The following is a 12,787-nucleotide window of genomic DNA, read 5'->3' as shown; positions in this document are numbered from 1 at the left end:
GAGATTTCCCGCCATGGCCGCACCGCAACGCCTCACCGACCGCAAGCGCGTCGCCATCGTCGATGCCGCCATCGCCGAGTTCCGCGAGCACGGTTTTGATGCGACCAGCATGGACAAGATCGCCGCCACGGCCGCCGTATCCAAGCGCACCGTGTACAACCATTTCCCCAGCAAGGACGAGCTGTTTGCGGAAATCCTGCAGCGCATGTGGGAAAGCAGCATGGCCCAGCCTGCCGTGCCCTATGTTGCCGACCAGCCCCTGCGGCCTCAGGTGCTGGCCCTGGTCGAGCAAAAGATGGACTTGCTGTGCGATCCGGCCTTCATCGACCTGGCGCGCGTGATCTTTGGCGAAACCATCCACTCGCCCGCGCGCGCGCAAGCGATGGTGACGCGCCTGAATGAAAAGGAAACGGGCTTGAATATCTGGATCCGCGCGGCGCAGCAGGACGGGCGCATCAAGGCGGGCGAGACGCTGGAAGTGGCGCACCTGCTGATGTCGCCCTTGAAAACCTTTGCCTTCTGGCCGCAGATCACCCTGGGCGAGCCTTTGCTGGGCCCGGCACGCCGGCGCGAAGTGACGGAACTGGCCGTCGATATCTTCCTGTGCTATTACGGCGTGGCAAAACAGACGGCATAAACGGGCGGCAAGTGGGCGGAAATGGTCTGCCAGTGTTCGCCCTCGTCGCCTGAAAACCAGGCGCCGCCCGTCGTCGACGCCATCAACAGACTGCGCCCATCGTCGGCCAGCGCCAGCCCGTGGCGGTAGATGAGGTCGTAGCAATGCTGCTGCGGCAAGCCCGCGCGCAAGACTTCGAAGGTTTTCCCGCCATCGCGCGTGCGCGTCACGGCCAGCGCGCCGTCGATGGGAATGCGCAGCACGTCCGCCTGCGCCGGCACGAACCAGGCCGTGTCGCCATCGCGCGGATGCACAGCCACGGCAAAGCCGAAATGCGACAGCGGCGCCGTCGTCACCTCTTGCCAGTGCCAGCCGGCATCGTCCGAGCGCCAGATGCCGTTATGGTGCTGGCACCACAGCGCCTCCGGCGTGCCGGCGCTGCGCACGATGCGGTGCGGGTCTTGCACGGCTTCGTTTTCATCGAGTTCGGGCGGCATGTAATCGGCGCGCATGCCCGTCGCGCTCAAGGCCCAGCTGGCGCCGCCATCGACCGTTTGCCACACGCCGCCGCAGGACACGCCCACCAGCACCTTGGCGCTGTCGCGCGGGTCGACGCAAATGCTGTGGATGCCGGGCACGTCGTAACCGCCGCCAAACCACTGCGCCCGCTGCGGCACGTGCCACAGGGATTCCACCAGTTGCCAGCTGTCGCCGCGGTCGCTGGAGCGGAACAGGCCGCCAGGCAGGGTGCCCGCCCACAGCACGCCTGGCTGGTCCGCGCCGCCGGCCGCCAGCGACCAGATCTGCCGCAAGGTCCAGTCCACCGTATCGCTGCTGCCTTCCGGCTTGGCGGGATAGGCGGGCACGGCGACTTCTTTCCATTCGCCACTGCCCGCGTCGCGCCGGTGCAGCTTGGCGCCGAAGTGGCCCAGGTTCAGGGCCGCATACAAGGCGCCGTCGCGGCCGTCGTGCAGCAGCATGGAGACGGGATCGCCGGCAAACTGCACCAGCGCCAGCTGCCAGGCGCCGGCCGCATCGACATCGAACTGGAACAGGCCCTTGCGGGTGCCGAGATACGCGCGCTGCGGGACTGCTGTCATGGCGTCAACCTCCGGAAAGTGCCTGCAAGATATACACCTGGCTGTCAGGCCGCAAGGCGTCGTCGAGCATGCGCCGCTCGCGGCAACGGGCGCCGTCGATGAAGATCACCACATTGGGGCGCAGCGCGCCCTGCTCGTCGAGCACGTAGCCGCGCAGGCGCGGCTGCCGGGCAAATGCGGCATCGAGGGCGGCGCGCAGGCGTGGCGCATCCACCTCCACGGCAGGAACGTCGAGGAAACGCGCCAGTTGTTGCGTAAAGTGCAATTTCGCCATGCTGCCTTCGACGTCATCGGCCTGGTCCTCATTCTAGTCCCCTTTGCGGCCAATACAATTAAAATAGAGGCAAGCACACAAGGAGGCCAGGCATGACGATTACCCCGGAAGAACTAGCGGTGCTGATGCAGGAAGTGGAAGTGGCCGATCCCATCGATTTTGCCGACTTGCCCTTCGACGAGCAGGAATTGCGCGGGCTGATCGCCAATCACCTGTGCGAGATGGCCGACGCGATGGAAAGTTTCAGCCCGGAAGACCGCAACCTGGCCTTGCTGGCCGTGGCGGCCAAGCTGGTGCTGGAAAACCTCGTCTTGCACGTGCAGTTGCTGCGCCGCCACGGCTTGCCCGTCAGCGACAGCGTGGACGCGCTGCTGCAGCGCCTCAAGGGCGGCAAGCCGTCGTGAATTAATTGCCCGTACGCACGGCGCGCGCCTGGATGGTGACATCGCTGTCCGCCACGGCCACGCAGGGCAAGATGTAGCCGTCGAGCCGTTCATCGGGGCTGATGCCGGGCCAGTCCACCGTGTAGCGTATCTTTCCTTCGGGCATGTGGCAGATGCACGTGCGGCAGGTGCCGTTGCGGCAGGAGCTGAGCAGGCGGATGCCGGCCAGCTCGGCGGCGGCCAGGATGGTACTGCCTGCATCGGCCGGGAATTGCCAGCCTTGCGGGACGATCGTGATGGTAAAGGGAGGCACGCTCATGCCTCCAGTGTAACAGTCAGCTTGCCAGGGTCGTCCAGCGGCCGCCATCCGCATGGCTGCGCAGCACGGCTTCCGCAAAGGCCAGGCCGGCCACGCCATCGGTGACGGTGGGCAGCCAGCCCGCTTCCTCGGGCACGGGCAAGCCCGATTGCAGGGCGCGGATGCGCAAGGCCGCATCCAGGTACAGCTGGGCGAACGCTTCCAGATACCCCTCCGGATGGCCGGCCGGCACGCGCGTGGCGTGGCGCGCGGCGGCGCTGTCGACCCGGCCCGGGCGCAGCAGCTGGCGGTTGCCGCCCTGCGGCGTGAACCACAGTGCATTCGGTTGTTCCTGATCAAAGTCCAGCTGCGCCTTGCTGCCGAACAGGCGCAGGCGCACCGTGTTTTCGCAACCGGTCGCCACCTGGCTGGCCCACAGGGTGCCTTTCGCCCCATTCGCGTAGCGCAACATCACCTGCACGTGGTCGTCCAGCGTGCGGTTCGGAACAAAGGTCGACAATTCCGCCAGCACCTGCTGCGGCGTCAAGCCGCTGACGAATTGCGCCAGGTGATACGCGTGCAAGCCCACGTCGAGCAGCACACCACCCGGCCCCGCCTTCTGCGGGTCGTTATGCCAGTTGCCCTCGTTCATGCCGCCCGCCGCGATGGCATCGGCCAACCAATCCTGCGAATATTCCACCTGCACGAGGCGCAGTTCGCCGATGTCGCCCGCCTCGACCATGGCCCTGGCGTGGCGCAGCAGCGGGTAGCCGCTGTAGGTATGCGTGAGCGCAAACAGCAGATTCTTCTGCTGCGCCAGCGCCGCCAGCGCCCGGCCTTCCGCCAGAGATATTCCCAGCGGCTTGTCGCAGATCACGTGAATGCCCGCTTCCAGGAACGCCGTGGCGACGGGCGCATGTAAATGATTCGGCGTGACGATGGCGACGGCCTCGATGCCATCCGCGCGCGCGGCTTCCGCCTGCGCCATGGCGCGGTAATCGCTGTAGCAACGCTCCGGCACCAGGTGCAGCGCAGCGCCGCTGTCGCGCGCGCGCTGCGGATCGGACGACAGGGCGCCCGCCACCAGCTCGTACTGGTCGTCGATGCGCGCCGCGATGCGGTGCACGGCGCCGATGAACGCGCCCTGCCCGCCCCCTACCATGCCCAAGCGTATCCGTCGCTGCATGTCATCTCCCTATTTCAAGCCAAGCAAGTGATGGATTTGATCCTGGTCAACCGCGCTGCCCGCGAAATCGTCGAACGCGTGCTCGGCCACGTGGATGATGTGCTCGCGGATGAAACGCGCCCCTTCGGCCGCACCATCCTCCGGGTGTTTCAGGCAGCATTCCCATTCCAGCACGGCCCAGCCCGGAAAGTCATACTGCGCCATCTTGGAAAAGATGGCCTTGAAATCGATCTGCCCGTCGCCCAGCGAACGGAAGCGCCCGGCCCGGTCTTGCCAGTCGCCATAGCCGCCATACACGCCCTGGCGCCCGTTGGGCCGGAATTCCGCATCCTTGACGTGGAAGGCCTTGATGCGCGCATGATAAATGTCAATGAAGGCCAGGTAGTCGAGCTGCTGCAGCACGAAGTGGCTGGGGTCGTACAAGATGGAGGCGCGCGGGTGGTCATCGACGGCGGCCAGGAAACGCTCGAACGTCACGCCATCGTGCAAGTCCTCGCCCGGATGCAATTCGTAGCACAGGTCCACGCCGGCCGCGTCGAACGCGTCGAGGATGGGCAGCCAGCGCCGGGCCAATTCCGCGAACGCCGTCTCCACCAGGCCGGCGGGGCGCTGCGGCCACGGGTACAGATACGGCCAGGCCAGCGCGCCGGAAAACGTCACGTGCGCCGCGAGGCCCAGGCGCTGCGAGGCGCTGGCCGCCCACAGCAGCTGCTGCGTGGCCCAGGCCGTACGGGCGGCGGGATCGCCCCGCACCTGTTCCGGCGCAAAGCCGTCGAACAGGGCATCGTAGGCGGGATGCACGGCGATCAGCTGGCCCTGCAAATGCGTCGACAATTCCGTCACCTGCAAGCCGTGGCGCGCCAGCAGGGCGACCACGTCGTCGCAATACTGCTGGCTGGCAGCCGCTTGTTCCAGATCAAACAATCGCGGCGCCGTCGGCAGCTGCAAGCCCTTGTAGCCCAGGCCGGCCGCCCATTGCGCCAGGTGCTCGAGCGAGTCGAACGGCGGCTCGTCGCCGAGAAACTGGGCCAGGAAGATGGCCGGGCCCTGGATGGTTTTCATGGGTATCCTTTGGCCCCCGGGAATCTGGCCCCGGGGGAGGTTCAGTTTAAAAAGGCGAGTTCGGAAAGTAGAACTGCTTGGCATTCTCGCGCGTGATCAGCACCGACGGGATGATGGTGTTGGCCGGCAATTTATCACCTTTCAGGCGCGCTTCCGTCGTCAGCTTGATGGCGTCGTACATGAACTTGGGCGAGTACGACACGTCGGCCACGATCAGCGGGTCGGAACCGTCCATGATCTTCTTCACGGCGCCCTTCGCGCCCGCGCCGCCGAACACTTGCTTGATGTCCGTGCGCTTCGCTTGCGCGATGGCCTTTTGCACGCCGATGGCCATGTCGTCATCGGCGGCCCAGACGGCGTCGATATGCTTGAAGCGGGTCAGGTAATCCTGCATGACCTTGAAGGCATCGTCGCGGTTCCAGTTGCCATACTTGGCGTCGAGCACCTTGATGTCGGGATGGCCCTTCATCACGGCGGAAAATGCGTCATAGCGCTCGTTGTCGAGCGTCGTCGGCATGCCGCGCAGCGCGACGATATTGCCCTTGCCATTCAGACTCTTCGCCAGGTATTCGGCAGGCAGCTTGCCGAAGGCCGTATTGTCGCCCGCGATGTACGCATCCTGCGACTGCGTGTTCGTCAAGCCGCGGTCCACCACCGTCACGTACACGCCCTTGTTCTTCACTTGCGCCACGGGCTGCGTCAGCGAGGCCGACTCGATGGGGAAGATGACGAGCGTGTTGATCTTGTTCACCGTCAACATATCCTGCAGCTGGTTCGCCTGCTCGGGCGCCGTGGCGGCCGTCTTGACGATGATTTTCAGCCCCGGATGGGCTTTTTCCAGCTCCGCCTTGGCCTGGTTGGCCCACCAGACGATGCCCGAGGTAAAGCTGTGCGTGGCCGTGGGAATGGCCACGCCCACCACCAGCTTATTTCCCCCATTCCCGGCCGCTTGCGCACTCGGCAACGCCCACGCCTGCATCACCAGCACTGCCATCCCTGCTACCCGTATAAAGCTCTTCATGCTGCTCTCCTCCAAGGTTGTGGGCGCCCGGTGGCCGCCCTTTCAGAACGCCGCTCTTGTTTTATTTGCGGCCCCGCTGCAGGAAGGCGACGGCGATGATCACCACGCCTTGCACTGCGGCATTCAGGTAGACACTGATGATGCTGGTCAAATTCAGGATGTTGCTGATCACGGATAATAAAATCGCGCCGATGACGGTGCCGACGATGCGCCCTTCGCCCCCCTTCAGGGCCGTGCCGCCGACGACGACGGCGGCGATGGCTTCCAGTTCCCACAGCAAGCCCGTCGTGGGCGTGGCCGAGCCCAGGCGCGGCACGTACAGCACGGTGGCGATGCCCACGCACACGCCCAGCAGCATGTAGGTGGCGATTTTCACCTTGTCGACGTTGATGGCCGCGTAGCGCGCCACTTGCTCGTTGGAACCAATCGCCTGCACGTGGCGGCCGAACGTGGTGCGGTTCAAAATGATGGCGCCGGCCGCCGCGACGAAGAGGAAAATCCAGATGGGGATAGGCGCGCCCAGCACGCTCGTGTAGTAGACGGGGCTGTACAGCTCGGACAGGGTGGCGTCCAGGGTCAGCGCGCCGCCATCGGCCAGGTACGTCAAGACGGCGCGGAAGATGCCGAGCGTACCCAGGGTAACGATGAACGGCTCGATATTGCCCTTGCTGATCAACAAGCCATGCATCAGGCCGAAACCGGCGCCCAGGATCAATGCCATGGCGATGCCCAGCACCAGCATGGTGATGGGCGCCAGGTCGCCGCCCGCCCCTTGCGCCAGCGCATTCATGAAATAAATCATGCAGCCGGCGATCAGGGCCGCCATGGAGCCGACGGACAGATCGATGCCGCCGGAAATGATGACGAAGGTCATGCCGACGGCGATGATGCCAATAAAAGCCGTGCGCGTGAGCACGTTCATCAGGTTGTCCAGGGTGGCGAAGTCGCCATTGAGCAAGGTGCCCGCGATGCACAGGGCCAACAGGCCCAGCACGGGGCCGAAACCCTTGATGCGCGCGCCCAGTCTGGCGATGCTGGCGCCGGGGGCGCCGGTGAAGACAGTGGTGTCAGTGCGTGCCGGTTGCATGGGCAATCAACTCCTCTTCGGTCAGGTGGTCAGCAGACAGGGTGGCTTGCAAGGTGCCGGCGCGCATCACGGCGACCCGGTGGCACAGGCCGATCAATTCGATCAGTTCGGATGAAATCACGATCACGGCGCGCCCTTCGGCGGCCAGGCGGTGGATCAAAAAGTAAATGTCGCGCTTGGCGCCCACGTCCACGCCGCGGCTCGGCTCGTCCAATACCACGACCCTGGGGTCCGAATGCAGGTATTTCGCCAGCGCCAGCTTTTGCTGATTGCCGCCCGACAGCATGCGCGCGCGGCTGTCCAGGTCACCCGTGCGGATATTGAAGTCCAGCACGGCCTTGGCCAGCGCCTCCTTTTCCGCTTTCACGTCCAGCCACGGCCGCGCATAGCGCTCCATCGTCATCAGGGTGAGGTTTTCGCGCAAGCCCAGGTTCACATGTAGACCTTTTCCCTTGCGGTCTTCGCTCAAATACGTCATGCCATGCTGCATGGCCTGCTTGGGCGTGCGGATGTCCACGGGCTGGCCATTGAGATGGATCAACCCCGCGCTGCGCGGACGCAAGCCCAGCAGCGCCTCGAACGATTCCGTGCGCCCCGCGCCCACCAGGCCCGCAAAGCCCAGCACTTCGCCGGCCCGCACCTCGAACGACAGGTTTTTCGACCAGCCGGGTACGCTGAGTCCCTCGACCTTCAACAGCACGGGCGCGTCCGGCGCCAGCGCCACTTTCGCCGGAAACATGTCCGACAATTCGCGCCCCACCATCAGGTTCGCCATCTGCTGGCGCGTGAGGCTGGCCGTCGGTTCGCGCGTGACGAAACGCCCGTCGCGCATGACGATCACTTCGTCCGTGTTGCGCTCCACTTCATCGAGCTTGTGGGAAATGTACAAAATCGTCACGCCGTCCGCTTTCAGCTGCGCCATCACGGCGAACAGGCGCTGGGTTTCCGACGACGTCAGGGTGGCCGTCGGTTCATCCATGATCAGGAAGCGGGCGCGGCGCGACAGGGCCTTGGCGATTTCCACAAGTTGCTTTTCAGCCACGATCAAGTCGCGGATTTTCGTCTCGGGCGACACGTCCAGGCCCACCTGTTTCAGATAGCGCGACGCTTCTTCGCGCATGGCGCGCTCGTCGAGCAGCCAGCCGCGCGTCTGCTCGTGGCCGAGGAACATGTTTTGCGCCACCGTCAGGTGCTCGGCCAGGTTGAATTCCTGGTGGATCAGCACGATGCCGGCCGATTCCGCCGCGCGCGAACTGGCAAAGCGCCGGGGCTGGCCATCGATCAGCAGCTGCCCTTCGCTCACCGCCTCGTAGCCGGCGAGGATTTTCATCAGGGTCGACTTGCCGGCGCCATTTTCGCCCAGCAAGCCATACACGCGCCCCGGCGCCAGGTTGAAACTGACGCCATGCAAGACGCGCACGGGGCCGAAATCCTTGCACACCCCCTCGAAACCGACGGCAACGCTCACTATGCACTCCCTCGCAAGACCAAGTTATGGTTAAGCAACACGCCCGGCACCTGTGCCGCCGGGTCCGCCAAGCGCTGCAGCAACAGTCTCGCCGCCGTCTCGCCCAGCTCGCGCATGGGCTGCGCGATGGTGGTCAAGCCCGGATCGATCTGCGCGGCGATGGCGATATCGTCGAAGCCGATCACGGCCACGTCTTCCGGCACGCGCTTCTTCAACTGGCGCAGCGCGCTCAGCACGCCGATGGCCAGGGTGTCGGAGACGGCAAAGATGGCCGTGGGCGCGTCGGGCTGCGCCATCATCCGCAAGGTGGCGGCCGTGCCCGCTTCATAGTCGAGGCTTTGCACCGTGTGCACCCACTGCGGCTGCACGGGCAGACCGGCCGCCGCCAGGGTGTCCAGATAGCCTTGCTGGCGTTGCCGCGCGTACAGATAGCGTTCATCCGAGTTGATCAGGCCGATGCGCGTATGGCCGCGCGCCAGCAGATGCGCGACAGCGTCGGAGGCGGCCCGATGGTTGTCGATGCCGACATAGGGCACGGCCACGGCGGGGTCGAATTCGCAGCACGCCACCCACGGCAGGCTGACGGATTCATGCGACAAGGCATGCTGCACCGTGTCCGGATCGAGGCAGATGGCGCCGTCGGCGCGGTGCATGCGCAGCAAGTCGAAATACGAGCGCTCGCGGCCCGCGTCGGCGCCCGTGTCGCACAGCAACACGAAATAGCCGTGTTCGCGCGCCACCGTATCGATGCCGCGCACGATCTGCGCATAAAACGGGTTGCCCACGTCGGGCACCATGGTCAGCAGCATGCGGCTCTCAGCCGTGCGCAGGCTGCGCGCCAGATGGTTCATGCGGTAGCCCAGGGCCGCCACGGAAGCGAGCACCTTGTCGCGCGTGGGCGCCCGCACCCCCGCCTGCTCGTTCATCACGCGCGACACGGTGGCCACCGACACGCCCGCATGCGCGGCGACGGCGCTGATGGAGACGGTTTCTGTCGGCAAAGGTGATGGAACGGCTGGCGGCATGAAGGTGCTCAATAAAATGTAATCGATTACATTTATAGGCCAGTCGCGCGCGCGATGCAAACATTATCGATGCTGCGATGCGCAAAAAAGAGGCAGGAATGCGGCAGGAAAAAGGCAAAAACGGGGCAAAAACGGCCCTGCGCGGGCCGTCGGATACAGCTATTTCTGGGCTTGCAAGGCGCTTTGCTGCACGGCAAAACCGGCGCGCACGGCGGACAGGGCCGCCACCCACAGGATCAGGCCGGCACCGAGACAGCCGATGGGGTGCATGGGGCCATGGCGCACGGTCAGCGGATAGCCGATGGCCCACACGCACAGGGCCATGCCGATGGCCAGGTGGCGGCGCGCCTTGAACAGCCAGGCCAGCGGGAAGAAATGCAGGCCCACGATGAGAATGACCGCGGGAATGAACCACGCCTGCAAGCCCATGTTTTTCAGGACGTTGCCGACGATGAAGATGGCGATCCATTGCCCGGCGTTCACGATATTGAACAGCCGCCCCACGCGTTTCGCTTCCGGCGATTGCTCCGCCGCCGCATGCGCGGCGCGGTGGCGCCGGAACTGGCGCCACGCCAGCATGAACAGCAGGACGGTGACGCCGGCAACCGGCAGCAGCCTGAGCGGATGCGCGCCATACGTCTGCACGCACCAGGCGGCCACCCACAGGCCGCCAAACAGGGAAAAGAACATGGCGCCGATGGCGCTACGGGCCAGCGCGGCGGCGGGGTCGGGTTGCGGCAGGGTCATGGCATGGTCTCTCGGCAAGTAAAAATGCTTACTTCATCATCGCACAAAACGTCTCGGGATTGCCGTCAAGAATGACGCCGCTGGGCCAGCGGTGGCTGCGCTGCTGGGCGCGCAGCAGGGACGCGGCCAGGGCCGAGTCGCCATCGACGGCGTACACGAAGACGGGCATGTTCAGGCTGGCGGCATCAGCCAGCAGATTCGGATTGGCGTCCAGGCTGCGCGCATCCACATGCACGCCGGTGGGCATGCCGATCTGTTGCTGCACGCGCTGCAGCCATGGCTTGTCCAGCTTGGGCGGGCGGGCATTTTTCGCGATATAGCGGCTGACCCGGTTGGCGCCGGCCGCCTGCGCATTGCGCGCGTCAAACACGAGCAGGCCCAGGTAACCCTGCGGATCGGCGCGGCGCGCGCACGCCAGGTTGTTCGGCACGCCCGACGTCAAAAACCAGTTGCCGTGCTTGATGTTCGCGCGCAACTGTCCCACCAGGGTGGCGATCGGCGCGCACGACGACACCACATCCTTGATTTCCGCATTCAGGGTCTTGGCCGGGAAAGCCGTCGCCAGGTCGGCGACATCGGTGACGAAGGGCGGCGTTTCCGGCGTAGCCACGCCGCGGTTCTTCATGCTGGCGGCGCGCCAGTCGTCGGCCGTCAATTGTTTCACGGTGCGGGGCGAGCCCGTGTCGACGACCCTTCCCGTCAGCAAGTCGTGGTGCACCACCCAGCTGCCGTCGCCCAGCAGCTGCAAATCCGTCTCGACGCCGTCCCAGGTGCCGAAATACGTGTTGCGCAGCGCGCTCAGCGAGTTTTCCGGCGCATTGCCTGCGCCGCGGTGCGCATGCATCTTCATGCCCAGGCAATCGGCTTGCGCGGCCGTGCTGGCCATGGAGAGCAGCAAGGCCAGCGCGGCCGCCTTATTTTTGTTGCGGGTGATAGCCATAGTGAATTCCCTGCAAAACATGGATGCGGATCGCTTCGTTGACGGGGTAGCTGTAGCCCTGCCCCACCGCCACGACGTGCGTGATATTGGCCAGGATGGCCTTGCCGGCGAGATTCCAGCGCGTGCTGTCGGGCTCGCCCTGGCGCGTCCAGTCCAGCATTTGCCGGAACAGCTCGCTACGCGTGACGTTGTTGTCCAGCACCGACAGCATGCCCCAGGTGCCCGCAAAGGCCGTCGCCAGCACGCCCGTGGCGATCCAGGCGGAGCGCCGGCTCAGCTGTCCATCGGCGCCCGCCTGCTCGCCACGGCGCATGGCCAGCAGCAATAATACGACGGTCGCGATCAGATACAGCAATTTGGAAAAGTGGCCGATGGCGCCCAGCAGCGAGAAGAACAGGGCCACGGGCGGCACGATGGCGGCGCGCGCCGCTTCCTTGCCTTCGTGGAAGAACCTGCCGCCCGCTTCAAAATCCGTGCGGCTGGCACGGTATTCCACCAGTTTTTCCGCCGTCTGGCGATCCAGGAACTGGTCGAACAGGCGCCCGAACTCGGCCGGACTCGCATACGCGGCCTGCACCGTGGCGCTGGCCGGCAACTTCAACGCTTCGCGCAATTCCGCCTGCACGCCGGGGCGCGCGACAAAGGCGGCAAACGGCAAGCCCGGCGGGATGCGCTCGCCGCGCACGGAGACGCCCTTGCTGGCCGCCTCGGCCGCGTAACGGCGCTTGACGGCGGCGCGGAAGCCCTGCTCGTCGTCGGTACGCCAGTTGGCGGGCACGGGTACTTTCTTGCGCACATTGTTGACGACGGCAGCCTGGCGCCGCATCGGCACCGAATGCGGCTGCCAGCCGCGCCGCGACAGGCTGCTCACGTATTCCTGCCACGACGATTGCTGCTTGGCGCGCAAGCCGGCATCGCTGTCGGGGATGATGCCCGCATACAATTCCCACTTGCCGGCCAGCTCGCGCATGGCCTCTTGATATTTGTCATAGTAGCCGGACGGGCCGCCTGCCACCTGGCGCACATTGGCGCGCACCAGCTGCTCCTTGGCCGGTCCCATGCGCTCGTCGAGATGCCGCACCGAGACGGCCAGGAAGGGGAACAGGGCCAGGAAGGATTTCCCCTCCGGCTTGGCGAACAGGGTGGGATCGTCAACCAGGCCCTGCAGCTGCAAGCTGCCGCCTACCAGCGAACGCTGCAGCAAGGTGGTGTTGAAGGCCATGCGGCGAAATTCCGCGTCGCGCGTATTGACCAGCACATTCACCGTGGTTTTCAGCACGCCGAAGACGACGCCGGCCGTCACCACGCAGCAGACGAGGATCTTGGTCCAGCCCGGCCCGCTGCCATTGTTCTTCAGCCGGCGGCGCCACATCAGCTGCAGCACCACCAGCGCGGCGGCGATGCCCGACAGGCTGCGGCCATAGAATTCCACCCCTTCCACGTCTTCCGGCTTGACGTTGCCCCCCACCACGTCGAGCAGGCGGGCATTGAATCCCAGCTCGAAGCACAGATACATAATGGTGAGGACGATCAGGATCAAGGTCTGCCGGATTTGCAGACTGCGCAAGCTGGCGGCCATC

General features: G+C 65.3%; 14 protein-coding genes. 2 read left to right on the top strand and 12 right to left on the bottom strand.

Annotation, left to right across the window (positions count from 1 at the left end; genetic code table 11):
- Nucleotides 1–13: 13 nt before the first annotated feature.
- Nucleotides 14–637, top strand: a complete 624-nt coding sequence (locus O3298_RS21905; RefSeq protein ID WP_099665834.1) for a TetR/AcrR family transcriptional regulator — start codon at nt 14–16, stop codon at nt 635–637.
- Here O3298_RS21905 and O3298_RS21900 read toward each other — a convergent pair.
- Together O3298_RS21900 and O3298_RS21895 are read right to left on the bottom strand one after the other, a co-directional pair.
- On the bottom strand, nt 610–1,716 hold the full coding sequence (locus O3298_RS21900; protein ID WP_305060546.1) for an exo-alpha-sialidase: 1,107 nt from the start codon (nt 1,714–1,716) through the stop codon (nt 610–612). The two genes, O3298_RS21905 and O3298_RS21900, sit on opposite strands and share 28 nt — an antisense overlap.
- Before the next feature lie 4 nt (nt 1,717–1,720).
- Nucleotides 1,721–1,990 (bottom strand): MoaD/ThiS family protein, encoded by a 270-nt coding sequence (locus tag O3298_RS21895; protein WP_289899593.1) that lies wholly within the window; start codon nt 1,988–1,990, stop codon nt 1,721–1,723.
- A gap of 92 nt (nt 1,991–2,082) precedes the next feature.
- On the opposite strand from O3298_RS21895, the gene O3298_RS21890 reads away from it, so the two are divergent.
- Nucleotides 2,083–2,394 (top strand): hypothetical protein, encoded by a 312-nt coding sequence (locus O3298_RS21890; RefSeq protein WP_070258491.1) that lies wholly within the window; start codon nt 2,083–2,085, stop codon nt 2,392–2,394.
- A 1-nt stretch (nt 2,395) separates the two neighbouring features.
- Here the strand turns inward: O3298_RS21890 and O3298_RS21885 are convergent, their stop codons facing one another.
- The 10 genes from O3298_RS21885 to O3298_RS21840 all read right to left on the bottom strand — a co-directional run bounded on the left by O3298_RS21885 (nt 2,396) and on the right by O3298_RS21840 (nt 12,786).
- The gene (locus O3298_RS21885) at nt 2,396–2,692 is read right to left on the bottom strand and encodes a 2Fe-2S iron-sulfur cluster-binding protein (RefSeq protein WP_305060545.1); all 297 of its coding nucleotides are present in this window, start codon (nt 2,690–2,692) and stop codon (nt 2,396–2,398) included.
- 16 nt (nt 2,693–2,708) lie between these two features.
- Nucleotides 2,709–3,857 (bottom strand): Gfo/Idh/MocA family protein, encoded by a 1,149-nt coding sequence (locus tag O3298_RS21880; RefSeq protein WP_305060544.1) that lies wholly within the window; start codon nt 3,855–3,857, stop codon nt 2,709–2,711.
- Between the two features lie 9 nt (nt 3,858–3,866).
- Nucleotides 3,867–4,919: a sugar phosphate isomerase/epimerase gene (locus O3298_RS21875; RefSeq protein WP_305060543.1), complete on the bottom strand. Its 1,053-nt coding sequence runs from the start codon at nt 4,917–4,919 to the stop codon at nt 3,867–3,869.
- A gap of 46 nt (nt 4,920–4,965) precedes the next feature.
- Nucleotides 4,966–5,898 carry a substrate-binding domain-containing protein gene (locus tag O3298_RS21870; protein ID WP_305060709.1) on the bottom strand — a complete coding sequence of 311 codons (933 nt, stop codon included), beginning with the start codon at nt 5,896–5,898 and terminating at the stop codon, nt 4,966–4,968.
- Nucleotides 5,899–6,001: 103 nt separating this feature from the next.
- Entirely contained in the window at nt 6,002–7,027 is a 1,026-nt protein-coding gene (locus O3298_RS21865; protein ID WP_305060542.1) for an ABC transporter permease, read from the bottom strand.
- Nucleotides 7,008–8,495 (bottom strand): sugar ABC transporter ATP-binding protein, encoded by a 1,488-nt coding sequence (locus O3298_RS21860; protein ID WP_305060541.1) that lies wholly within the window; start codon nt 8,493–8,495, stop codon nt 7,008–7,010. The genes O3298_RS21865 and O3298_RS21860 overlap by 20 nt, the downstream gene beginning before the upstream one ends.
- Nucleotides 8,495–9,520 (bottom strand): LacI family DNA-binding transcriptional regulator, encoded by a 1,026-nt coding sequence (locus O3298_RS21855; protein WP_305060540.1) that lies wholly within the window; start codon nt 9,518–9,520, stop codon nt 8,495–8,497. The genes O3298_RS21860 and O3298_RS21855 overlap by 1 nt, the downstream gene beginning before the upstream one ends.
- 159 nt (nt 9,521–9,679) lie before the next feature.
- Entirely contained in the window at nt 9,680–10,267 is a 588-nt protein-coding gene (locus O3298_RS21850) for a hypothetical protein (RefSeq protein ID WP_099665844.1), read from the bottom strand.
- Nucleotides 10,268–10,295: 28 nt separating this feature from the next.
- Nucleotides 10,296–11,207 carry a glycerophosphodiester phosphodiesterase family protein gene (locus O3298_RS21845; protein WP_305053765.1) on the bottom strand — a complete coding sequence of 304 codons (912 nt, stop codon included), beginning with the start codon at nt 11,205–11,207 and terminating at the stop codon, nt 10,296–10,298.
- Complete coding sequence (locus O3298_RS21840; RefSeq protein ID WP_289918578.1) at nt 11,182–12,786, bottom strand: hypothetical protein; 1,605 nt, start codon at nt 12,784–12,786, stop codon at nt 11,182–11,184. The genes O3298_RS21845 and O3298_RS21840 overlap by 26 nt, the downstream gene beginning before the upstream one ends.
- Nucleotide 12,787 lies beyond the last annotated feature (1 nt).

Source organism: Janthinobacterium sp. SUN137, assembly GCF_030587265.1.
Taxonomy (GTDB): Bacteria; Pseudomonadota; Gammaproteobacteria; order Burkholderiales; family Burkholderiaceae_D; genus Janthinobacterium; species Janthinobacterium kumbetense.
This window is presented reverse-complemented; position numbering and strand designations above follow the sequence as displayed.